This is a genomic window from Stagnihabitans sp., assembly GCF_964946895.1.
On sequence record NZ_CBBQHX010000039.1, the window covers coordinates 16,297 to 38,419 of the forward strand.

Below are 22,123 nucleotides of genomic sequence, written 5' to 3' on the forward strand. Positions count from 1 at the left end.
AGGACTGAGCGGGCTGGTCATTTGGTCAGGCGGTCCTCCAGCGCGGCGAGGGCGGCGTCAAGACGGGCGGCGTCGTGGCCACGGATCACAAGGTTGGTGCCGTAGATGCCGTCAATGTTGAAGGGGTAGGAGCCCATCTGCAGGTCGGGCCATTCGGCGGCGAAAGCGGCGAAGGCGGTGGCAATCTCGCCCTCGCCGCGCTGCAGGCGCAGGGTGCGCGACAGGAGGGGTTTGCCGTGGGCGATCCCCGAGAGGACGCCAGCCAGCATCGCCTCGAAGATGCGGGGCACGCCGGCCATGACGTGGACATTGCCGACGCTGAAGCCGGGGGCGACCGAAACGGGGTTGTCGATCAGCGTGGCGGTGTCGGGAATCCGGGCCATGCGCTGGCGCGCTTCGTTGAACTCCATCTGGCGGGAGGCGTAGTGCGCGCCCAGCAAGGCCATGGCGTCGGCCCGGTGGGTGAGGGCCACACCAAAGGCTGCGGCAATCGCCTCGGCGGTGATGTCATCATGGGTCGGGCCGATGCCGCCCGAGGTAAAGACGTGGTCATATTTGGCGCGCAGCGCGTTGACCCCGGCCACGATGGCGTCATGGTCATCGGCCACCACGCGGGCCTCTGTCAGGGACAGGCCGTGTTCGGTCAGGGCCATCGCAAGGTGGTGCATGTTGCTGTCGCGGGTGCGGCCCGACAGGATTTCGTCGCCGATCACCAGCATGGCGGCGGTTTGGTTGGTCATCAGGCTCTCCTCGTGCATTCCTGCACAGGTATAGGGGCGAAGCGGGCTCTGGCCAAGGGCGCGGGATTCTCTTATCTAGGGGCAAAGCAAAAAGGGTCGGAACATTGGACGATATGCGCGGTCGCATCACCAAGGATGGCATTCGCATCTACGAGGATGCGGATTTTGCAGGCATGCGGGAAGCCGGACGGATTGCGGCCACCATTCTGGACGACATCGGCGCCCTGGTGGTGCCGGGCGTGCGGACGGGAGAGCTGGATGATTTCATCCGGTCGCAAGTGGAACGCCACGGCGTCACCTCGGCCACGATCGGGTACAAGGGGTATCAACACGCCTCGTGCATCTCGGTCAATCAGGTGGTGTGCCACGGGATCCCGGGGGCGAAGATTCCCAAGCGCGGGTCGGATGTGATCCAGGATGCCGACATTTTGAACATCGACGTGACGGTGATTGTCGATGGCTGGTTTGGCGACACCAGCCGGATGTATACGGCGGGCGCTGTGAAGCCGTTCCGCCAGCGTCTGATCGACGTGACGCATGAGGCGCTGATGCGCGGGATTGCGGCTGTGAAGCCGGGCAACACCTTTGGCGACATCGGCCACGCGATCCAGACCTTTGTCGAGGCGAACCGGATGTCGGTGGTGCGCGACTTCTGCGGCCATGGGCTGGGCCGCGTCTTCCACGCGCCGCCGAATGTGCTGCACTATGGCCGTCCGGGCACCGGCGCCGTGCTGGAAGAGGGCATGTTCTTCACCATCGAGCCGATGGTCAATCTGGGCCGCCCCGAGACCAAGGTGCTGGCCGACGATTGGACGGCGGTGACGCGCGACGACCGCGACTCGGCGCAGTATGAGCATTCGATCGGGGTGACGGCGACGGGCTGCGAGATTTTCACGGCGTCGCCAGCGGGCAGGTTCTTCAAGCCCTGAGCTGATTTTGACGGCACCAGCGGGGGGGGGGTATCACCCCTGTCACGACCCTGACAGAAGCGAGGGGTTTCACACCCCTCGCGCTCCGCTGACAGAAGCGAGGGGTTTCACACCCCTCGCGCTCCCCGTGGGATATTTGGGCCTGAATGAAGGGGTCAGGTGCCGCCGCGGGACGGGCGCGGGGTGCCGAGGCGTGGGTGCAGGTTTCCTGCCACGGTGAAGGCGAGGCCCATCAGGCCGGCGGTGGCGGTGAAGATGGCGGCGGTGGGCGCTATGGCCAGCACCGCCCAGGCCATGCCGGGGGTGACGACCGAGGAGACGTCGCGGAAGCTGGAATAGATCGCCGACATCTCTGTCCGCTCGGAGGGTTTTACGCTCATCAGGAAGGGGAGGCCGCCGATCACGTCGAGCGTCACCAGCATGGTGGAGGCACACATCAGGGACAGGACCGCCAGCCAGGGCCAGGGGGCGACGAGGCTGGCCAGAAGGAACAGGCTGCCGCAGAGCGCGAAGGCGCGGCGCACCGAGATACGCACCGAGGAGCGGCGGGCGAACTTCAGGAGCGTGGGCGCGAGGAACAAGAGTGCATTGGAGATGGACAGTGCGGTGCCGCCGACGTTGGGGCCAAGACCCTGCTCGATGCAGAAATAGGGCAGATAGACGACATAGACCCACCAGCCGGTCGAACGGATGACGGCAAAGCTCCATCCGGCGATCAGGCGGGGTTGGGCGAAGAAGCGGCCAAGATAGGCGAGTGGGTTGACCGCAGGGCCGCGTGCGCGGGTGATGGCCTTGCCGTTGCCAAGACGCAGATACCAGAACATGCAGACCAGCGCCAAGGCGAAGGTGCCGGCCATCAGGAAGGGCGCTGGCCGCCAGAGCGAGTGCAGCCAGACCCCCAGCATCGGGCCCACGGCCCAAGGTGTGGCGGCGAAGAACATCTGCAGGCTTTGGCTGCGGCCCAGGTTCTCGCGCTCGACATAGTCCAGCACATAGGCGTTGAAGCAGACAAAGGTGGTGGCGGTGGCCATGGCGTTGGCCATCAGCGACAGCGTCACCGTAAGGGGCGTGCCGAGGAAGGCGAGGCTCATGCCCAGCAGATACAGCACGCAGCCGCCGGTATACATCCAGCGCCGGGGCACCAGCCGGGTGAACCAGGGCACCATCAGCCCCCAGGTCATCGAGATCAGCCCGACGATGAAATAGGCCTTGGAGGAGCCGACGGTCGATCCCATAGCGTCCCGCACCACCAGCGGCATCACCGAGATGAGCGAGCCGCGCACGCAGGCCTCAAGCCCGGTCAGCGTGGCGAAGTGCCAAAGCGCGGGAGAGCGGGGCAGGAGGGTGTTGTCGCTGGCCATGGGTTTGGGTCGCACGGGCGGCCGGGCGCGTCTGGCCCTGATGCGACGGACGGAGTCAGTCTGCGACGGTTTTATGACGGGCGAGGTGATCGAGCAGGCGGGTGCGGGCCTCTGGCAGGGGTTTGTCGGGCAGGGCGCGGGTCAGGAAATGGGTGGTGAGGGCCAGCGCCTCGTTCACCTCGGACAGGGTGCCGTCGTGCAGGGTCAGCACGCGGGGCAGGGGAAACAGGCGCGGCGCCCAGTCCCCCGCCGCCGCGCGCGAGACGGCGCGGCCGGTGCGCGGCGAGATGAAGGCGAGGTCCTGTGTGACGCCGGTGATCGCGCAAGAGGTGAGGTCAAGGCCATAGCCCATCTCGTCCAGCAGGCTGACCTCCCACAGAAGGTAGGGCACCTGCCAGTCGCGGCCTTGTTCGAGAAGGTCAAGAAGGGCCACGGTCTGGGCATAAAGGTCCGGGTGAGGATCGCGTTCCGGCAAGGCCTGATGCAGCAGCGCGCAGATGGAATTGAGCGCCGCGAGCGCGCCCCGGTCGTTCAGAAGGGCTGCGCGGGCGTACCGGGGTTCGGCCTTGAAGCTGCCCATGTGTTCGTCAAGCCGGGCCTGCCAGTGCACCGCCAGTTGCGCGCCAGGCTGCAGGACGCCGGCCATGCGACGTGACGCTCCGCCCCGCACCACGCCAAGGTGCCGGCCATGTTCGGCCGTAAAGACCTCGATGATCGCGGCGCTTTCGCCGTGCAGCCGCACGGAGAGCAGGGCCCCTTCGTCTCGCCATTCCATGGGGGGAGTATTGCTGCTGAGGGGCGGCGGGGCAAGAAGGGGCTTGCGGTGGGGGGCCAATCTGGCAGGGTTTGGCGATGATGTCGCGGATGCTTGCCCTGTTGATCGCAACCTTGGCGCTGGCCAGCCTGCGCGGGCAGTTTGATGTCTTGCCGGACCCGATGGCGTTTTGGCCGCTGGAGGGCAAGCTGTGGTTTCTGGCGGGGTTCTTCACCATTCTGACCAATCTGGGCGTGGCCGGGTTGATGTTCGCCGTGGCGCGGGGTTGGGCGATGCCGGGTCGGGTGGCGGCGGGGATGGTGGTGTCGATTGCGATGGTGGGGATTGTGTATCACCTGCTGCTCGCCCGGCTTTGGAACCCGCAGGGGGCGGCGTGGTGGGCGGATCAGGGGTTGCATTCGGCGGTGCCGCTGGGGGTTTGTCTGTGGTGGTGGGCGTTTGGCGACAAGCGAGTCGGGTGGCGGGATCTGCCGGTTTGGCTGGTCTGGCCTGCGGTTTACTGCGGCTATGCGCTGGTTCGCGGCTATCTGACCGGGTTCTGGGCCTATCCGTTTCTGGATGGGGACAGTCTGGGGGTGGTGCGGTTGGGGGTGAATATCGGGGGGCTGTTGGTGGCCTTCGCGGCCTTGGGCGCCGGGGTGGTTGGGGTGGCGCGGTTAAGTCGCTAGGCCGTCTTCGTCGAGGAGGGTGCGGCCTTGGCGGTCTTCAAGCTCGATGACCCAAAGGTCGCGGTCGCGGGACTTCTGGCGGGACAGGAGGGCGTCGACGTCCGCTTCGGGTCCCTCGGTCAGGGGGATCCAGATGCGTTCGTTCGAGGTGAGGTCGAAGCTGCGCTGGAAGGCCTTGGCCTGGCCATTCAGGGTGGCGACTTTCACGATCACGGCGCCGGCGGTTTGGTCGCCCTTTTGGGTCACATAGGCCGGGATTTCGGCGAGGCGGAGGCGGGTGAGGTAGGCGGAGACCCAGATGCCGCTGGCTAATCTGAACGACATTTGGGCCTCTGTTTCACGGGGATTGCACGCGTGCAATGAGGGGTAAGGCTTTGAAAGTTAACGGATTTTGTGTTTTCCGTTAACCTTTTGTTCAGGATTTCGCGGGCCTTAGCCGGGCAGGTTGCCGTCTTTGAAGTCGAGGCCCATTTCAGTGTACCGCTCGGGTTCTTCCAGCCAGTTCGGGCGGACCTTCACCTCCAGGAACAGGTGGGCGGTGCGGCCGAGGAAGGCGGAGATTTCGGCGCGGGCGGCGATGCCTATGGCCTTGATGGTTTCGCCCTTGTTGCCAAGCACGATGCCCTTGTGGCCATCGCGGGCGACGTAGATCACTTGGGCGATCTTGGCGGAGCCGTCGGGCTGGTCTTCCCAGGCTTCGGTTTCCACCGTCAGTTGGTAGGGCAATTCTTCGTGCAGACGCAGGGTCAGTTTCTCGCGGGTCATCTCAGCCGCGATCTGGCGTTCGGGCAGGTCGGCGATTTGATCCTCGGGGTAGAACCAGTGGCCTTCGGGGACGGTTTCACCGAGCCAGGCTTTCAGCTTTTCGACACCGTGGCCGCGTTCGGCCGAGATCATGAAGGTGGTGGTGAAGGGGAAGATCGTGTTGGCCTCTTCGGCCAGTTGCAGCAGGGTTTCGGCTTTGACCTTGTCGATCTTGTTGATCGCCAGCGCGACTTGCCCGCCTGAGGGGAAGCGGTCTTTCAACCCGTCGATGATGGCCTTGGCGCCTTCGGTCAGGCCACGGTTTGCCTCGATCAAGAGCACGATCACGTCGGCGTCGGCGGCACCGCCCCATGCGGCGGCGACCATGGAACGGTCAAGCCGGCGGCGGGGGCGGAAGATGCCGGGGGTGTCAACGAAGACGATTTGGGCAGGGCCATGCATCGCCACGCCGCGAATCCGGGTGCGGGTGGTTTGCACCTTGTGGGTGACGATGGAGACTTTTGCGCCCACCATCTTGTTCAAAAGGGTCGATTTGCCGGCATTCGGCTCACCAATCAGGGCGACGAAGCCCGCGCGATGCGGGGTTTCGGCCAAGTGTTCTTCGGTCATTTTGGTCCTTCTATCCGCGCGAGGAGGGCTCGCGCTGCCATTTGTTCGGCCTGACGCTTTGATCCGGCGCGGGCGGTTTCGGTTTTGCCGTCGGCGAGGGTGACGCGGACGGTGAAGATGGGTTGGTGGTCCGGCCCTTCGCGGGCGGCTTCGTCATAGGTGGGGGGCGCCATGCCACGGCCTTGCGCCCATTCCTGCAGGCTGGTCTTGGCGTCGCGGGCGTCGGCTTCGACGGCATTGATGCGCTTGCCCCAGAGGCGGAGGATGACTTCGCGGGCGGCGTCAAAGCCACGATCAAGGTAGATGGCGGCGATCACCGCCTCCAAGGCGTCACCCAGCAGGGCTTCCTTGCGGCGACCGCCGGAGATCATTTCGGAGCGGCCGAGTTTCAGCACCTCGCCAAAGCCGTATTCGCGGGCGACATCGGCGCAGGTTTCCTTGCGGACGAGGGCGTTGAAGCGGGGCGCAAGCTGGCCTTCGGCGGCGGCGGTGTCGGCGGTCAAGAGGGCCTCGGCCATGACAAGACCCAGCACGCGGTCGCCGAGGAATTCAAGGCGTTCGTTGTTGGTGCGGGTGGGCGAGGACATCGAGGCATGGGTCAGCGCCTGCACCAGAAGTTCCGGGGTGTGGAACTTGTAGGCGATGCGGGTGCAGAAGGTTTGCAGGTCTTGCGACAGTTTCAAAGGGGGCCCCCGAAAAGCATGCAGCCTCGCTTGCGCGAGGCTGGCAGGAAGAGGGTGCGGGCCAGAAGGGTGGCTGTCATGCGGGGGTTACTCGACCGCCTTGAAGAACCGGTCGGCGCGCCAGGTCCAGAATTGGAACAGCGAGGAGCCGGCAGAGGAGAACATGATGCGGTCCGCACGGCCGATCAGGTATTCGGCGGGCACGAAGCCGACGCCGCCGACGCTTTGGTTGAAGCGGCTGTCCATCGAGTTGTCGCGGTTGTCGCCCATGAAGAAATAGTTGCCTTCGGGGACGGTGAAGACATCGGTGTTGTCGGCGTAACCGTTGGTGTCGATGTTCAGGACGTCATGCTTGACGCCATTGGGCAGGGTTTCGATGGCGCGGATCTTCTCGCACACGCCACCCTCGCCCACCGGGGCGTTGGAGCAGCGGGGGGAATTGCCCATGGAGCCTTGCGCCTCGTAGGTTTCCTTGAAGATGCCGGCGTCGACTTGCGGTGCCACGACGTCGTTGATGTAGAGAAGGCCGGCTTTCATCTGGATCTTGTCGCCGGGCAGGCCGATCAGGCGCTTGATGTAATCTTCGCCATTGACCGGGTGGCGGAAGACCACGACGTCCCCGCGCTGCGGATCGCCCGAGACCAGCGGCAGCTTGATGCGGCCGGAAATCGGGCAGGCGGCGAAGGGGCAGGAGTATTTCGAATAGCCATAGGCCATCTTGTTGACGAAGAGGAAGTCGCCGATCAGCAGGGTATCTTTCATGGATTCCGAGGGGATCCAGAAGGGTTGCAGCAGCAGGGTGCGGAACAGGCCTGCGATCAGCAGGGCATAGACCACGGTCTTGATGGTTTCGACGATGCCGCCTTCGGCCTTGTCCTTCGATGCCATGAAATGCGCTTTCCTCAGGGGTTCGGGCGCTAGATGCGCGGGAAGGCCCTGGGAGTCAAGGAGAAGGCGGTTCTGCGCCGGTCAACTCGGTGGGAAGTTGGGCTGCGGCGGGGGCATCGAGCGGCAAAGCCTCGATCACGACGAAGGCCTGCGCCCAGGGGTGATCGTCGGTCAGGGTGACATGAACGATGGCGCGGTGGCCGGGCGGGGTCATCTGCGCCAGACGGTCGGCGGCCCAGCCGGTCAGATGCAAGACGGGCTGGCCGGTCCAGAGGTTGGACACCGCCATGTCCTTCCAGGCGATGCCCATGCGCAGGCCGGTGCCAAGCGCCTTGGAGCAGGCCTCTTTCGCGGCCCAGCGTTTGGCATAGGTGGCGGCGACGTTATGGGGGCGGCTTTGCGCCTTGGCCTGTTCACGCTCGGTGAAGACGCGGGTCAGGAAGCGCGGGCCGAAGCGGGCAATGGTGCCCTCGATCCGCTCGATGTTGGCAAGATCGGTGCCGATGCCGAGGATCATGACCTGAGGTGCCCTGGTTGCTGCGCCACAAGCCTAGGCGGGGGCGGCGGCGGTGTCCAGCGAAGCGGCGTCCGGACGAGGTGTGACGATCGGGTAAATGGCGGATGTAAACTTCAGGAAAGGCGCGGAATTCCGCGTACAACTTTGGATGTAGCCACCCCAAAGCGCAGGCACATCAGCCCGAAAGGCATGGTGCTGCACTGCAGAACAACGCATGTGTCTTTCGGGCGCTTTGGCCTGAAACACGCATGGATGAGCAGATGACGATTCTTTCGATCAAGACGGCGGTGCTGGCGGCTGCGGCCGTGCTGGCCTGTGACACGGCGATCCTTACGGCGGCCGATGCCGCGCAGGTGAGCACCGTGAATGTGTCGCTGTGGGACAAGGGCCCCGATTCGGCGACACCCGACGACAAGCACCCGATGGGCCTTGGCTCCAACGGTGACATGAAGATGGCGATGTTGGGTGTGAAGGCGGACGTCCAGACCGTGTCGGCGGGCAAGGTGACGTTTCAGGTCACCAACACCTCCAAGGACATCGTACACGAGATGATCCTGTCGCCGGCCCCGGCGGATGGCAAGGTGCTGCCCTACCTGGCTGACCAGTTCAAGGTCGATGAGGATGCGGCGGGCCATCTGGGCGAGGTTTCCGAACTGGATCCGGGCAAGACCGGCGCGCTGACGGTCGACCTCAAGCCCGGGAAATATGTGCTGTTCTGCAACATTCCGGCGCATTTCATGAACGGCATGTGGACGGAAATCACCGTCAACTGACCGCCCCGCAGACACGATACCGCCGCCGCCATTGATCTGCGTCATGGCGGCGGTGTGCGATCCGGCCTTTGCTGCATGCGATGGGCCGATCCGCGGTTCCGCGATGCGGGCTTTGCCCCACAGGCGGCACGCGGGTGCAAGAGCGACCCTGCCACGCCACGAGAAACGCGAACAGGAGGGAGCGGCCTTGCCACTCGAAAACAGAAAAGGCCTGCATTACAGCGATCTGTCGTTCAGCCTGCGGATGTTGTTTTCTGCCGCGCTGATCACGCTGGGCCTTGGGTACTGCTTTGCCATGGTGCAAGTCTATGAAACCCATGCCGGACTGGACGGAAAATCGGGGATCAACGCGAATGACATCGCCATCGCCTACAGTGGCGATGTGCATTCAAACCAGTTGCAGGTCGCCCTCATGGGGCCGATGTCGGCCAATGCGCCCTCCAAGGAGCGCCGGGCGATCATGGATTGGGCGGCGGACGGGGCCGACAAGACCCAGTACGACGACACGATCAAGGCGATCGTCGACAACCGCTGCACGCGCTGCCATGACGGCAAGACCGTTGGCGCGCCGAGTTTCCTGACTTATGAGGATTTCTCGCAATTCGCCAAGCCGGACACCGGCATGTCGCTGGCCACGCTGGTGCGGGTGTCGCACATTCACCTGTTCGGCATGACGTTCATCTTCTTCATCATGGGCTTCATCTTCAGCCATGCCCGTCTGCGCCCGTCGTGGCTGCAGCCGGTGGTCATCGTGACGCCCTTCCTGATGATGATCACCGACATCGGGTCATGGTACCTGACCAAGCTGAACACCGACTTCGCCTGGATCATCATCCTGAGCGGCGGGGTAATGGGGGTGGCCTTCGCGATCGAGTGGTTCGTGTCGATGTACCAGATCTGGTTCGGCGGCGCGCCCGTGGACAAGACCGGGGGCTGAGAAAGGGCGGGCTGCGGCCCGCCACAGGCCGGAAAAAGCCGCCCGTCAGCCTTGACGGGCGGCTTTGTGTTTGCGCCAGACCGGTGGATCAGCCCTTCGGGCCAAGGGTCTGGATATAGGCCTGGATGTTCTTGATGTCGTCGTCGGTCGGAATGCCGCCGGCCGGGGTGAAATACCCCACCTTGCCGAACACCGGCATCACGCGCATCGGCTTGTTGTGGTCATCAAGGCCGTTCACGACAGCGTTCTTGAAGACGGCGAAATCCCAATAGGCAGAATCGCCGGCCAGTTTCTTGATGCGGACGGCCCCGTCAGGGACGACTTCCTTGGGGTAGCCCTCGGCCTTGTTGCCGTGGCAGATGGCGCAGTTGTCGTTGTAAAGGTCGCCACCAGCCGCCACGTCCTGCGCGAACAGGGGCGTTGCGCTGACGGCCAGTGCGAATGCAGCGCCAAGGTATGTCTTCATGCTACGTCTCCCGGTGTGTGGGGCAGCCGAGGACTGTATCCCGACTGGCCCGAGCTTGTCTTCCGATCCTTCGAAAGACATCAACACCCGCAAAGAGACATCGTGGCAAAAGAGAGGCAGGGCACGGGTCACCGATACGCATTGACACCGCAGCCCCGTTTCCGCGCGCTCTTTGCGGGTGAGGTGATGTTAGGCGCGCGGGGCAAAAACGGGCTTGATCCATGTCAATCGGGCCCCCGAATAGGCGAGACTGCCGCAGGCGAGCAGCAGTCTGGCAAAGCCCGCCGCCATGGACGGGGCCGGTGGTTTATCCGTTGCTTTGGGCTGGCTTAGGCGAAGTTGCGGGCCAGATCCATCCGGTGGCGCATTTCGGCGATGGCGTCTTCGAGGCCGAGAAAAATCGCCTCGCCGATCAGGAAATGGCCGATGTTCAGCTCCATCACCTCGGGGATCGCGGCGATGGGGGCCACGTTGTCATAGGTCAGGCCATGGCCGGCATGCACCTCCAGGCCAAGGGAATGGGCGAGGGCGGCGCCCTGTTGCAGGGCTTTGAGTTCCACCTCGGCCTGATCCAGCAGGCCTTCGGCGTGCAAGTCGGAATAATGGCCGGTGTGAAGTTCGACGACGGCGGCACCGATCTTGGCGCAAGCCTCGATCTGGCGCGGGTCGTGGCCGATGAACATCGAGACGCGGGCGCCTGCGGCGGCCAGGGGCGCGATAAATCGCGCCAGTCGCGTGGCGTCAGAGGCGACGTCGAGCCCGCCTTCGGTCGTCCGCTCGGTCCGCTTTTCGGGGACGAGGCAGACGGCATGGGGGCGCGTGGCCAGAACGATGGCCTGCATCTCGTCCGTGGCGGCGCATTCGAAGTTCAGCGGAATGCCGAGCCCGGCTTTCAGCGCGGCAATGTCGCTGTCACGGATGTGGCGGCGGTCTTCGCGCAGGTGGGCGGTGATGCCGTCGGCCCCGGCAGCTTCGGCCAGAAGTGCGGCGCGCAGCGGATCGGGCCAGGCCGAGCCGCGGGCGTTGCGGACGGTGGCGACGTGGTCGATGTTGACGCCAAGGCGCAGCTTTCCAAGGTAATTCATCGCTCTCACCCCATGTGTTTGCGGACTGTCTAGACCGGATTGGGGGCCGATGGGAAGGGCGGTTTGCTTGGGCAACCGCCGGGGGTTTCACGCCCCCGGACCCCCGTGGGATATTTGGACAAGTATGAAAGGGGGCGGCTGCGGGTCGCGCGTCAGGGTTTGCGCGCGACGTTGCGGACCCGGGCCACCTGCGCCACGTCGGTTTCCGCCTCAAGTGCCGTCATCACCATGTGCAGGTGTTCGACATCGCGCAGGTCGACGTCGATCAGCAGGCGGTAGAAATCTGGTTTGCGCTCGGTGAATTTGAGGTCCGAGATATTGGCCTTCTGTTCCCCGATCACGGTGCAGATGCGGCCAAGGACGCCTGCGTCGTTGGAAATCGCCACGTCGAGGGTGACGGAATAGGCCGGGGCGTGGCGGCCCGATTGCCAGTGCAGGTCAACCCAGCGGGTGGGCTGTTCCTCCAGCTCTTCCAGCGCGGGGCAGTCGATGGCGTGGACGATGACGCCGCGCCCGGGGTAGGTGATGCCGACGATGCGTTCGCCCGGCACCGGCTGGCAGCATTGGGCGCGCTTGAAGGTTTGATCGGCGCCGAGGCCGATGACGGGGCGTTGGGCGTCAACCTCGTCCTTCTGGCTGGTGGAGAGTTCGGGGTAGAGGGTTTCCAGCACCTTGCGGGCGGTCAGTTCGGCGGAGCCGAGGCGGGCCAGCAGATCGGTTTCATCAGCCAGCCCCAGCATCTTGGCGGCGGTGCGCAGGGCCTTGTCGGTGGCCTTGCGGCCAACATGGTCGAAGGCGGCGCGGGCGAGTTCCTGGCCCAGTTTGACAAAGCGGCCGCGGTCTTCTTCGCGCAAGCTGCGGCGGATGGCGGCTTTGGCGCGGCCGGTGGTGACGATGTCGATCCACGAGGACTGCGGGCGCTGGCCTTCGGCGGTGATGATTTCGACCGACTGGCCGTTCTTCAGGCGGGTCCAGAGCGGGACGCGGATGCCGTCGATCTTGGCCGAGACGCAGGAATTGCCGATGCGGGTGTGGATGGCGTAGGCGTAGTCCAGAGGTGTTGCACCGCGCGGAAGTTGCACCACGTCGCCCTTGGGGGAGAAGCAGAAGACGAGGTCGGAGTACATCTCAAGCTTGACGTTTTCCAGAAACTCGTCGTGATCGCCCGCATCGAAGCGTTCGGTCAGGCCCGCGATCCACTTGGCCGGATCGACGGCGAAGGGGTTCTTGGCGCGCACGCCTTCGCGGTAGGACCAGTGGGCAGCAACACCGGCCTCGGCCACTTCGTGCATTTCGCGGGTGCGGATCTGCACCTCGACCCGCTTGCCATCGCGGCCGGAGACCGAGGTGTGGATCGAGCGGTAGCCGTTGGATTTCGGCTGGCTGATGTAGTCCTTGAACCGGCCCGGCACGGCGCGCCAGCGCTGGTGGATGGCGCCGAGGATGCGGTAGCAATCGCCCACGTTCATGCAGATGATGCGAAAGCCGTAGATGTCAGAGAGGCGGGAGAAGGCGAGGTCTTTCTCCTGCATCTTGCGCCAGATCGAATAGGGCTTCTTGGCGCGGCCATAGACATCGGCGTCGATCTTTTCGCGTTCCAATTCGGTGCGGATGTCGGCGGTGATCTGGTGGACCACATCGCCGGATTCCTTCTGCAGGGTCAGGAATCGGCGGATGATGGAATTGCGCGCTTCGGAGTTGAGGACGCGGAAGCCGAGGTCTTCCAGCTCTTCGCGCATCCATTGCATGCCCATGCGACCGGCAAGGGGGGCATAGATGTCCATGGTTTCGCGGGATTTCTGGATCTGCTTTTCCGGCGACATGCTTTTGATCGTGCGCATGTTGTGCAGACGGTCGGCGAGTTTGACCAGAATGACCCGCAGGTCCTTCGACATCGCCATGAACAGCTTGCGGAAGTTTTCCGCCTGTTCGGAGGCGCCGGAGGAGAGTTGCAGGTTGGTCAGCTTGGTGACGCCATCAACCAGTTCGGCGACTTCGTGGCCGAAAAGCCGCTCCACCTCGGTATAGGTGGATTTGGTGTCCTCGATCGTGTCGTGCAACAGGGCGGTGACGATGGTGGCATCATCCAGCTGCTGTTCGGTCAGGATGGCGGCGACTGCAACGGGGTGGGTGAAGTAGGGCTCACCCGATTTGCGGAACTGGCCCTCGTGCATCTTCATACCGTAGGCATAGGCCTGACGGATCAGCTCGGAATTCGTGCGCGGATTGTAATTGCGGACGAGGGCGATCAGGTCTTCGACGTCGATCATCCTCGTCCTGCCTTCCGTGATCCCGAGGGATCAGTTGTCGCCTTGCGCTTCCATGAGCGCGCGCAACAGTTTTTCTTCCGACATGTCGTCTTGCATCGGGCGATCAATCTCGCCCGACATCAGAAGCGCCATCTGATCGTCTTCCGGCTCGTCGACCTCGATCTGGGTCTGATAGCTTTCGATCATCCGCTCGCGCAGGACCGAGGCGATCTGGGTCTCGTCAGCGATCTCCCGCAGGGCGACCACCGGGTTCTTGTCGTTGTCGCGGTCCACCGTGACCGGAGAGCCGGACTGAATCTCGCGCGCCCGATGGGCGGCCAGCATCACCAGTTCGAACCGGTTCGGAACCTTGTCAACGCAATCTTCAACCGTCACGCGGGCCATGGATGCTCCAATACACAGGGGGGCTCGGGAAGGGCCTAGATAGTCCTGTGAAATTCTCTTGACAAGCGGCAAATGCGTCGCAGGCCAAGGCTATAGCGGGCGAACCGCATCAATCTCGGCCTGAGGCAGGGATTGGACCATCTGGGCCACGCTTTGGCCGGTGACAGGATGGCACCAGTCGGCGGCGATATCCATCAGCGGCACCAGAGCGAAGGCGCGGTCCTGCAGGCGGGGGTGGGGCAGAATCAGGGACTGCGGTGCTTCGGTCGCCTGGCGTGCGGCGGGCAGGTCATGCCAATGGGTCCACTGCGCGAGGTCGGGCAGGATCAGATCCCCCATGGCCAGAAGATCGAGATCCAGAGTGCGCCCGCCCCAGCGTGTGTCGCGGGTGCGGCCAAAGCGCGCCTCGATGGCATGCAGATGCGCCAGAACCTGCGCCGGCGCACAGGGCGCCTCCAGCAGGGCGGCGGCGTTGACATAGTCAGGACCGGCGCCCGCCGGAAAGCAGGGGGTGGTGTAGAACCGGCTGACTTTCGCCACCGTCAAACCCAACAATCCCAATGCCGTGAGAGCATCTTGCTGCACGTTAAGAGGCGACCTACCTATCCATGGCAGATTGCCCCCTAGCGCGACCAGTATCGGGAAAGTACGTTGGGTCATCATGAGTACACTTTCGTATAGGGATACTTGTTTGGCCTGAATCTGGCTGCTACTCGACAGGAACGGCCAAGGTTCCACAGCATTACCGTGATCGCCGGCGTGACGGATGGGCGAAGGATTGAAGGGAAAATAGATGTTTTACAAGGACGAGCGTCTGGCACTTTTCATCGACGGATCGAACCTTTATGCAGCGGCGAAAGCCCTGGGGTTTGACATCGATTACAAGCTGTTGCGCCAAGAGTTCATGCGCCGCGGCCGCCTTCTGCGCGCCTTCTACTACACGGCGCTGCTGGAGAATGACGACTACTCGCCGATTCGCCCTCTGGTTGATTGGCTGAACTACAACGGCTTCACCATGGTGACCAAGCCTGCCAAGGAATACACCGACAGCCAGGGCCGCCGGAAGGTCAAGGGCAACATGGACATCGAGCTGACGGTCGATGCCATGGAGCTGGCGCCGCGCGTCGATCACGTTGTGCTGTTCTCGGGTGACGGCGACTTCCGTCCGCTGGTGGAAAGCCTGCAACGTCAGGGTGTGCGCGTCTCGGTCGTCTCGACCATCCGCAGCCAGCCGCCGATGATCGCCGACGAACTGCGCCGCCAAGCTGACAACTTCATCGAACTTGACGAACTGCGCGAAGTGATCGGCCGTCCGCCGCGCGAACCGCGCCCGATGGAACATCAGGATATCTCGATCGAAGCCAAGTAAGGTTTTGGCCAAGACCATCCCCACGTCACGAAGGCCGGAGCGGGCAACTGCTTCGGCCTTTGGCATGGGGACACGCTATGATTTCATTCTGACGCGGGCCGATGCGCTGGCCTGGCTGGGCCTGAAGCGCGAGGTCACGGGCTGGCGGAAATGGGCCTATATCCTGTGGTTCGCTGCGGCTGGTGTGGCGCTGGCGGTGCTGCCGGCGGATTGGGTCGGCGCGCAGGGCGACCAGAAGCACTGGATCGCCTTTGCCTTGGCCTTTGCCGTGCAATTCGTGCTGTTGATGGGGTTTCTGGCGGTCAAGCGCCAGTGGGACGCCCGCCGCTTGCTGCCCGCCAACCGCACCGCCTGGTTTCAGGACCGCGGGGACCATCTGACCGGCACCGCCCCCGATGGTGCCACCTTGAACCTGCCGCCCGAGATGATCGGCCAGATCATCGAGACCCCGACCCATCTGTTCTTTTCGACCCGCGGTTCGGTGCTGATCCTGCCCGCCTCGGTGTTTCGCAAGCCGCAGGACAAACACGCCTTGGCCGCCCGCTGGCTGGCGAAGATCGAGCGGCTGGACAGTTGAGGGGCTGACGCTGTCCGAAGATCGGCGTCAAGGCGCCCGGTCAAGGTCAACGCAGGCCAGATAGCGCTGAAGATAGGGTGTCACGTTCCACGACAGCGAGCCACCGAAGCGCGGATTGATCTCAAACAGCATCAGGCGGTTTTCCACCATGCGGTAGTCGATGCAGCAGGTGCCCTGATCAAACCCGATCGCGTTGAGCATGGCCCGCAGGATGTCTTGACCGGGCGTCTCGCTCAGCCATTTGGACTGCCTGGCCTTGTGGGTCGCGCCTTTGATGCCGGGATCGGGGCCCATGTCATAGGCAATGGTTTGCCACAGCTGCGGGACGCCGCGATGGATCAGGACATGGGTGGCATATTCCTGACGGCCGGGGGTGAAATCCTGAATGAAATGGGTGCCTGCCGCCAGATTGGCTGCGATATGATCGGGCACCGCTGCGTTCAGGACCAGATCGCTGCCCTTGCCCCAGGCGCCCTGACGCGGCTTGACGATCACCGGTTGCCGGGTGGGGTCATCGGGCAGGCGGTCGCGCAGCGCTGGAATATGGTCGCCAAAGCCAAGCGCGATCAGGCGGAGGTTCAGGGCCAGCTTGTCGTTGCACAGTTGGCGCACGGCTTTGGGCACCGGCAGGGCAGGCAGGTGCTGGCCAAAGGTTTCCAGCCAGCGATGATCCGTCAGGTCGATCGGCACCACGGCATCATAGCCCGCCGTCGCGGCCCGTTTCAGATCCGCCATGACGATGGTGAACTGACCCGGATCGGCGCTGGCCCGGAAACTCCGTTCCCATTGCGGTTTCAGACCGCACAGAATTCGCCTGAGTTCCGCCAACCTGGCCTCCTTGGTCCTGCGCTTTGGTGTAGGGGGCGGGGGCAAGCTTGTCACGCGCGGCGGCAGATTTCCAGTCAGCGGTGGTGGACGCGGGCGGCGGTTCGGCTTAACTGATCTGTCAAACCAGCTTGAGCGTGCCATGACCGAAGCCCTGACCCTTTACCTCGCCGCCCCGCGCGGTTTTTGTGCCGGTGTGGACCGGGCGATCAAGATTGTCGAACTGGCGCTGCAGAAATGGGGGGCGCCCGTCTATGTGCGCCACGAGATCGTGCACAACAAATACGTGGTCGATGGGCTGCGCGCCAAGGGTGCGGTGTTTGTCGAAGAGCTGGACGAATGCCCGGTGGACCGACCGGTGATCTTTTCGGCCCATGGTGTGCCGAAATCGGTGCCGGCGGCGGCAGAGGCGCGGCACATGATCGCAGTCGATGCGACCTGCCCCCTGGTGACCAAGGTGCACAACGAGGCGGCGCGCCATTCGGAAGCCGGTCTGCAGATGGTGATGATCGGCCATGCGGGCCACCCCGAGACGGTGGGCACCATGGGCCAGCTGCCCGAGGGCGAGGTGCTGTTGGTGGAAACCGCCGAAGATGTGGCGCGGCTTTCCGTCCGTGATCCCGCCAAGCTGGCCTATATCACGCAGACCACGCTGTCGGTCGATGACACCGCGGGCATCGTGGCGGCCTTGCAGGCGCGCTTTCCCGCGATTGTGGGCCCGCACAAAGAGGATATCTGCTACGCCACCACCAACCGTCAGGCGGCCGTCAAGGCGATTGCCGGCAAGATTGACGCGCTTCTGGTGATCGGGGCGCCGAATTCGTCCAACTCCAAACGGCTGGTCGAGGTGGGACGTGCCGCGGGCTGTGCCTATGCGCAATTGGTGCAGCGGGCGGCGGAGATTGACTGGCGGGCCTTGGACGGGATCACGGCGGTGGGGGTGACCGCCGGCGCCTCGGCCCCCGAGGAGCTGGTGAACGAGGTGCTGGATGCCTTTCGCGCCCGCTATGCCGTGACGGTGGAGATTGTGGAAACCGCACAGGAGGCCGTGGAATTCAAGGTCCCGCGCAGCTTGCGGGAAGCCGTCTGATGCCGGATCTGTTCGCCTATACCGACGGGGCCTGTTCGGGCAACCCGGGCCCCGGCGGCTGGGGTGTTCTGATGATCGCGCGCGAGGGGGGGCAGATCGTCAAGGAACGCACCCTGTCGGGCGGCGAGGCACAGACCACCAACAACCGGATGGAATTGCTGGCCGCCATCTCGGCCCTGGAGGCGCTGACCAAGCCGGTGGAGATTACCATCGTCACCGATAGCGCTTATGTGAAGAACGGCATCACCGAGTGGATGGACAACTGGAAGCGGCGGGGCTGGCGCACGGCGGGCGGACCGCCGGTCAAGAATGTCGATCTGTGGCAAAGGCTGGATGCGGCGCGGTCCGGTCACAAGGTGATCTGGCGCTGGATCAAGGGCCATGCGGGGCATGCGGAAAACGAGCGGGCGGATGAACTGGCCCGCGCCGGCATGGCACCCTTCAAACCGTCCAGGTGATCAGATCCAGTCGAGGTTGACCTTGCCGGTCGGCTGATGTTCGGCAATCGCCAGGCGCAGGGCGCGGTAGCGGTCGCGCAGGTCCTTGAACTTGCGTTCATGGGTTTCGGCGACAAGACCCCGGATGTTCTCGAACAGGTTGTCGCGGTCCATCACCTCCAGAATGTCCAGTTCGGCCCCTTCGATGTCCATCTTGACGAAGGCGATCTGGCCGCGTGCCGCAACCTCGGCCCGAACCAGGGCGGGGAAGTCGATCAAGGGCACCTCGACCGCGTTGGTGGCATCGACGCCACGCCCACCGTCCAGGATGGTGCTTTTGACCGAGGCTTGTTCTTCGTTTCCGTCAAAATTGGCGCCCCGCAGCAGGGTCACGGTGCCAGAGCTGATCCCCACCGCCGCATGAACCAACCGGACGTTGCCGCGGCCGGAAAACCGGCTGGAAAGCTTGGTGAAAGTGACAGGATCGGGTTCATAGGCCACGACATCGGCCCCGGTCGCGGCCAGAATTTCCGTGACATCGCCCTTGTTGGCGCCAAGGTCGAAGACCAGGTCGCCGGGGCGCAGAAGCGTGGTGATGCCGGTCATGTACCCCTCGGCCCAAGCTTTGCGCAGGTTGCGTCTGGTCCTGCGGATCAGCGCCTGCGCCTTCTTTTCGGCGGCGGTGCGGGGGGCCGGACCCTCCTCCACCGCGTCCGCGGGGGGCAGGGTCATTCTTCCAGCGCCTTGGACGGATCGACGCCGACCTGTTCGCACATCCGCGCGGCGTAAGAGTTGGGCAGGGGCGGGTTCTTGCGCCACCATGGCTTGGTGCCGTTGGTGTAAAGGTGAACCGACAGGGTGTGGTCGGTGAAATGCCCCTCGACCCTGCCATAGGGGTCATAGAAGACGTCATTCAGTTGGAACGGCACCGGGTAAAGGTAATCCGGCGACAGGGCCTTGTCATAGTCGCCGGTCTGCTGGGCGAACCAGGTGAAGGCCTGAGGCCCAAAGGCGGTGCGTTCGGCGTTGTAGATGCGCACGGCCTGCGGCAGGCTTTGGTCCTGCTTTTCCAGCTTCTTGCGCTGCTGCTTGTTGAACCATGCCGGGGCGGCGGGCAGGTTGAAGTAATAGTCCAGAAGCTGGTGGATCAGTTCGCCCTCTTTCGGGATATAGACCACGCCGCAGTTCAAGGCACCCCGGAAGCCGTGACCGGCATAAATGTTCTGCATCTCGTCCGGGAAGGGGCGGTGGCAGAAGGCATCGCAGTCGATCCAGACGGCGTCGGTGGCCTGGATCATCTTGTAGCGGAACACGTTGGACAGGAAGCTTTCCGAGGTCTGCGCCACAATCTCGCGGTCGATCGTCATGATCTCGGACGCGGGTTTGACGATCACGCCGTCAGGGACATTGGTGACCTTGTCGGTGCAATACAGCGTCGTGGGATGGCCCTGCTGAACGTGGGACAACAGGCAAAGCTGGTTGAGGTAGTGCAGCTTTTCGCCAATCCAGAGGGAAGCGACAGGGCGGCGGATTGGGGGACTCATCTTCTACCTCTGGGTCAGGGCACGCGGTTTGCCGGGAAGTCTGACCGGACTTTGTTTCCAAACCATGGACAAAATGCGGCAACGGCGTGGCAAGGGGTCAATCAGCGTCCGGATCCTGTTGGAAGGCGCGGGCGATGTTGGTGTCGATGCCTTGCAAAGGGGCGTAGTCCAGTTCGGACAACACCGCGTCAAGGTCGGCCAGTCGCGCGTGCCACGCCTCCAGCAGACGGCCGTACAGCACGATTTGGGGCGGCTGGGGCGACAGACGGGGCAGAAGTTCGGCCAGCACATCGGGCGACAGGCGCGGGTCGGCCAGAAGAAGTGCCTGCGGTTTGATCTGACGCACCAGCGCCGCGACCGCCTGCGCCGGATCGTCCAGCACCGCGTCGGACAGCGACAGGCGCGGGCCGAAGTGGCGGTCATTCCGGGCCATGATGCGGGCCATGACGGTGCGCAGCGCTGGGTTGTCCTCTTGCAGGGTCAGCCGCAGGTCAGGGCGTTCGCGCGCCAGATGCAGGCCGACAAAGCCCACGGCGGAGCCGATTTCCAGCACCGTGGCGTTTCGGGGCAGCATCGTCGGGAATTTCCGCGCAAGGCCGCGTTCGAACTTGCCGGCTGCGATAAGCCCCAGGGCTGTGGCGGGAAAGATCCGGTGGTCCTGTGGCAGGGCCAGGGAGTGGTTTGCGCTCCACTCCACCGCAACCTCGGCCGAGACATCCGGCGTGCCCGGCACGTAACCGCCCATCGGCACCTGTTCCGCCGGGGTCTTGGGCGCCCCGTCGCGATCGGCTTTTGCCTTGGCGTTGCGGCGCTTTTCGACCTCGGTCATCAGGGCGGCGATCTTCTCTTTGTCGCGGGCTTGTGGCGGTTTGGCGACGATTTGGCTGATCGGCACCGCCGAGGCTTTCGCCAGATCGGCCACAAGCCCCTGATAGGCCTCGGTCTGGCGCAGTTCGGCCAGCCGCGCCTCGGCCCGGGCGAGGGCTGCAAAGTGCAGGCGGTTGACCACCGGGTCAGACAGAAGGGTGGCGATGATCTCATTCCGGCGGGTCGAATAGCGCAGCATGGTGTCGTCTGGCACCTCGTTGCGGTCCTGCAGGGACCAGTAGTCGGAATTGTACTTGTCCGCCTTGTTGTTGACGTTGCCGCGCATCTTGCGGATGGCATAGCTGTCGACCGATTTCACCGCGTAATGGTTCAGTTGTACCCAGTCATAGCCCACGGTGCGTGTGATGGACCGCCAGCCGCGGAACTTGAAGTAATCCTCCATCACCTTGCCCGAGCCGGTCAGCCATTTGACGCGGTCGGGAAAATCGGTCTGGATGTGGCGGGTCTTCATCTTGGGGCGGTGGATGCCCAGCTTCCAGTAATCAGGGTCGTATTTGAACAGGGTCTTCACCCCCCAGCCCTTGTTCCAGGTGGTGGGGGCGGCCAGAAGGTACTGTTCCGTCACCGGCGCGCGGGACCACTGCACCACCCCACCCGAGCCGAAGATGCGCCATGTCACCACGATGCCATTGGCGTCCTGCGCCACGGCGGCATCCAAAAGGCCATCCACCGTGCCATCGCCGTGGCGGATGGACAGGAATTCGTCGGCATCGAACACCATGACCCAATCGGACAGGCCCGCCACCGGTTCCGCCTGCGCATAGTTCAGTGCCGAGGGCTGCGGGCGGATGCCCTCGGGCACCTTGTTGCGGCGGTGGTGGACCAGGCCCAGTTCCTCCAGCCGGATCAGAAGGTCGTCGGTGCCGTCCGAACAATCATTGGTATAGACCAGCAGGTCGGTGAAGCCGACCGCAAGGTGATGGGCGACCCATTCCACGACAAAGGGGCCCTCGTCCTTCATCATCGATATGGCGGTGACTTGCCCATGCGGGCTGCGATGGGCTTTCAGCGGAAAATCGACCGTGCCCCAGATGTCGCTGGCACCCCGGGGCCGGCCCGTCAAAGGGGCCAGCACGCGCGCGGGCTTGGCAGGGCCGCCGCCGCCCTTGCCCGGCTTGGGGCCCTTGCCGGCCCCCGGCCCCTTGCCTTTGGGGGCGGGCTTGGTCTGTTTGGGTGCCTCGTCCGTCATGATCCATCTGCCCGGCTTGCTGCGCCGAACCCTAGGCCCGGCGGCGAACCGGCGGCAAGGTCTTCTGCGGCATGCGATGCAGAAAGGCGGTCTGGCCCGGGTTTTGCGCCACCGGCCACAAGCCGCTTATGCGCCGCACTCACGGCCGGGTAAGCTGCCAATCGCGGGAATGTTTGTTGATTTGACACCGAGTCGGGCGCATTCCAGCGCGGAGCCTTGATAGGAGGGTGCCTTGGAAGCAGCCAGTTTGATTGAGGAAATCCGCTTTGGTTATGGCCCGCGTCTGGGCACACAGCCCTCTTCGGGGGGATTGGAGCCCGACCGGGTTCTGGCTCAGTTGACCGCAAGCGATCC

The 22,123-nt window shown here is 64.1% G+C and carries 25 protein-coding genes; 8 read left to right on the forward strand and 17 right to left on the reverse strand.

From position 1 onward, the window contains the following. Positions 1-17: 17 nt before the first annotated feature. The gene (locus tag AC1Y2B_RS19265; RefSeq protein ID WP_482254744.1) at positions 18-740 is read right to left on the reverse strand and encodes a competence/damage-inducible protein A; all 723 of its coding nucleotides are present in this window, start codon (positions 738-740) and stop codon (positions 18-20) included. A 113-nt stretch (positions 741-853) separates the two neighbouring features. On the opposite strand from AC1Y2B_RS19265, the gene map reads away from it, so the two are divergent. Then, positions 854-1,669 (forward strand): type I methionyl aminopeptidase, encoded by an 816-nt coding sequence (gene map / locus AC1Y2B_RS19270; protein WP_482254769.1) that lies wholly within the window; start codon positions 854-856, stop codon positions 1,667-1,669. Between the two features lie 155 nt (positions 1,670-1,824). Here the strand turns inward: map and AC1Y2B_RS19275 are convergent, their stop codons facing one another. Together AC1Y2B_RS19275 and recO are read right to left on the reverse strand one after the other, a co-directional pair. Continuing rightward, on the reverse strand, positions 1,825-3,030 hold the full coding sequence (locus AC1Y2B_RS19275) for an MFS transporter (protein WP_482254745.1): 1,206 nt from the start codon (positions 3,028-3,030) through the stop codon (positions 1,825-1,827). Between the two features lie 55 nt (positions 3,031-3,085). Beyond that, complete coding sequence (recO, locus tag AC1Y2B_RS19280) at positions 3,086-3,805, reverse strand: DNA repair protein RecO (protein ID WP_482254746.1); 720 nt, start codon at positions 3,803-3,805, stop codon at positions 3,086-3,088. Positions 3,806-3,894: 89 nt separating this feature from the next. Between recO and AC1Y2B_RS19285 the strand changes: the two genes are divergently transcribed. After that, the gene (locus tag AC1Y2B_RS19285; protein ID WP_482254747.1) at positions 3,895-4,473 is read left to right on the forward strand and encodes a Pr6Pr family membrane protein; all 579 of its coding nucleotides are present in this window, start codon (positions 3,895-3,897) and stop codon (positions 4,471-4,473) included. Here AC1Y2B_RS19285 and AC1Y2B_RS19290 read toward each other — a convergent pair. The 5 genes from AC1Y2B_RS19290 to acpS all read right to left on the reverse strand — a co-directional run bounded on the left by AC1Y2B_RS19290 (position 4,462) and on the right by acpS (position 7,935). Beyond that, positions 4,462-4,797 (reverse strand): DUF1491 family protein, encoded by a 336-nt coding sequence (locus tag AC1Y2B_RS19290; RefSeq protein WP_482254748.1) that lies wholly within the window; start codon positions 4,795-4,797, stop codon positions 4,462-4,464. The genes AC1Y2B_RS19285 and AC1Y2B_RS19290 overlap by 12 nt on opposite strands. Positions 4,798-4,905: 108 nt before the next feature. After that, positions 4,906-5,847, reverse strand: coding sequence for a GTPase Era (gene era / locus AC1Y2B_RS19295; protein ID WP_482254749.1), 942 nt, complete (start codon positions 5,845-5,847; stop codon positions 4,906-4,908). Continuing rightward, positions 5,844-6,530: a ribonuclease III gene (gene rnc, locus AC1Y2B_RS19300; protein ID WP_482254750.1), complete on the reverse strand. Its 687-nt coding sequence runs from the start codon at positions 6,528-6,530 to the stop codon at positions 5,844-5,846. Before rnc ends, era begins: the two co-directional genes overlap by 4 nt. Positions 6,531-6,617: 87 nt before the next feature. Beyond that, on the reverse strand, positions 6,618-7,418 hold the full coding sequence (gene lepB, locus AC1Y2B_RS19305; protein WP_482254751.1) for a signal peptidase I: 801 nt from the start codon (positions 7,416-7,418) through the stop codon (positions 6,618-6,620). A 55-nt stretch (positions 7,419-7,473) separates the two neighbouring features. Further along, positions 7,474-7,935: a holo-ACP synthase gene (acpS, locus tag AC1Y2B_RS19310; protein WP_482254752.1), complete on the reverse strand. Its 462-nt coding sequence runs from the start codon at positions 7,933-7,935 to the stop codon at positions 7,474-7,476. A gap of 260 nt (positions 7,936-8,195) precedes the next feature. Between acpS and AC1Y2B_RS19315 the strand changes: the two genes are divergently transcribed. Next, positions 8,196-8,708: a plastocyanin/azurin family copper-binding protein gene (locus AC1Y2B_RS19315; RefSeq protein ID WP_482254753.1), complete on the forward strand. Its 513-nt coding sequence runs from the start codon at positions 8,196-8,198 to the stop codon at positions 8,706-8,708. A gap of 187 nt (positions 8,709-8,895) precedes the next feature. After that, on the forward strand, positions 8,896-9,645 hold the full coding sequence (locus AC1Y2B_RS19320) for a hypothetical protein (protein ID WP_482254754.1): 750 nt from the start codon (positions 8,896-8,898) through the stop codon (positions 9,643-9,645). 88 nt (positions 9,646-9,733) lie between these two features. Here AC1Y2B_RS19320 and AC1Y2B_RS19325 read toward each other — a convergent pair whose 3' ends face one another. The 5 genes from AC1Y2B_RS19325 to folK form a co-directional block, all read right to left on the reverse strand. After that, a complete protein-coding gene (locus AC1Y2B_RS19325; RefSeq protein ID WP_482254755.1) occupies positions 9,734-10,111 on the reverse strand; it encodes a c-type cytochrome in 378 nt (125 codons plus the stop codon). A gap of 329 nt (positions 10,112-10,440) precedes the next feature. After that, on the reverse strand, positions 10,441-11,196 hold the full coding sequence (locus AC1Y2B_RS19330) for a pyridoxine 5'-phosphate synthase (protein ID WP_482254756.1): 756 nt from the start codon (positions 11,194-11,196) through the stop codon (positions 10,441-10,443). A gap of 152 nt (positions 11,197-11,348) precedes the next feature. Further along, positions 11,349-13,466 carry a RelA/SpoT family protein gene (locus AC1Y2B_RS19335; RefSeq protein ID WP_482254757.1) on the reverse strand — a complete coding sequence of 706 codons (2,118 nt, stop codon included), beginning with the start codon at positions 13,464-13,466 and terminating at the stop codon, positions 11,349-11,351. A gap of 30 nt (positions 13,467-13,496) precedes the next feature. Next, positions 13,497-13,850 (reverse strand): DNA-directed RNA polymerase subunit omega, encoded by a 354-nt coding sequence (gene rpoZ, locus AC1Y2B_RS19340; protein WP_482254758.1) that lies wholly within the window; start codon positions 13,848-13,850, stop codon positions 13,497-13,499. A 90-nt stretch (positions 13,851-13,940) separates the two neighbouring features. Continuing rightward, positions 13,941-14,513 (reverse strand): 2-amino-4-hydroxy-6-hydroxymethyldihydropteridine diphosphokinase, encoded by a 573-nt coding sequence (folK, locus tag AC1Y2B_RS19345; RefSeq protein ID WP_482254759.1) that lies wholly within the window; start codon positions 14,511-14,513, stop codon positions 13,941-13,943. Positions 14,514-14,643: 130 nt separating this feature from the next. Here folK and AC1Y2B_RS19350 point away from each other — a divergent pair, with 130 nt between their 5' ends. Both AC1Y2B_RS19350 and AC1Y2B_RS19355 read left to right on the forward strand, forming a co-directional pair. Beyond that, positions 14,644-15,219: a LabA-like NYN domain-containing protein gene (locus AC1Y2B_RS19350; protein ID WP_482254760.1), complete on the forward strand. Its 576-nt coding sequence runs from the start codon at positions 14,644-14,646 to the stop codon at positions 15,217-15,219. A 64-nt stretch (positions 15,220-15,283) separates the two neighbouring features. Continuing rightward, complete coding sequence (locus AC1Y2B_RS19355; RefSeq protein WP_482254761.1) at positions 15,284-15,796, forward strand: hypothetical protein; 513 nt, start codon at positions 15,284-15,286, stop codon at positions 15,794-15,796. A 27-nt stretch (positions 15,797-15,823) separates the two neighbouring features. Here AC1Y2B_RS19355 and AC1Y2B_RS19360 read toward each other — a convergent pair whose 3' ends face one another. Beyond that, positions 15,824-16,624, reverse strand: a complete 801-nt coding sequence (locus tag AC1Y2B_RS19360; protein ID WP_482254762.1) for a hypothetical protein — start codon at positions 16,622-16,624, stop codon at positions 15,824-15,826. Between the two features lie 139 nt (positions 16,625-16,763). Here AC1Y2B_RS19360 and ispH point away from each other — a divergent pair, with 139 nt between their 5' ends. Continuing rightward, positions 16,764-17,711: a 4-hydroxy-3-methylbut-2-enyl diphosphate reductase gene (gene ispH / locus AC1Y2B_RS19365; RefSeq protein ID WP_482254763.1), complete on the forward strand. Its 948-nt coding sequence runs from the start codon at positions 16,764-16,766 to the stop codon at positions 17,709-17,711. After that, the gene (gene rnhA / locus AC1Y2B_RS19370) at positions 17,711-18,169 is read left to right on the forward strand and encodes a ribonuclease HI (RefSeq protein WP_482254764.1); all 459 of its coding nucleotides are present in this window, start codon (positions 17,711-17,713) and stop codon (positions 18,167-18,169) included. Before ispH ends, rnhA begins: the two co-directional genes overlap by 1 nt. Here the strand turns inward: rnhA and AC1Y2B_RS19375 are convergent, their stop codons facing one another. The 3 genes from AC1Y2B_RS19375 to AC1Y2B_RS19385 form a co-directional block, all read right to left on the reverse strand. Beyond that, entirely contained in the window at positions 18,170-18,880 is a 711-nt protein-coding gene (locus AC1Y2B_RS19375) for an FkbM family methyltransferase (protein ID WP_482254765.1), read from the reverse strand. Beyond that, complete coding sequence (locus tag AC1Y2B_RS19380; RefSeq protein WP_482254766.1) at positions 18,877-19,692, reverse strand: hypothetical protein; 816 nt, start codon at positions 19,690-19,692, stop codon at positions 18,877-18,879. The genes AC1Y2B_RS19375 and AC1Y2B_RS19380 overlap by 4 nt, the downstream gene beginning before the upstream one ends. Positions 19,693-19,789: 97 nt before the next feature. Next, positions 19,790-21,769: a glycosyltransferase family 2 protein gene (locus tag AC1Y2B_RS19385; protein ID WP_482254767.1), complete on the reverse strand. Its 1,980-nt coding sequence runs from the start codon at positions 21,767-21,769 to the stop codon at positions 19,790-19,792. Between the last annotated feature and the right edge of the window lie 354 nt (positions 21,770-22,123).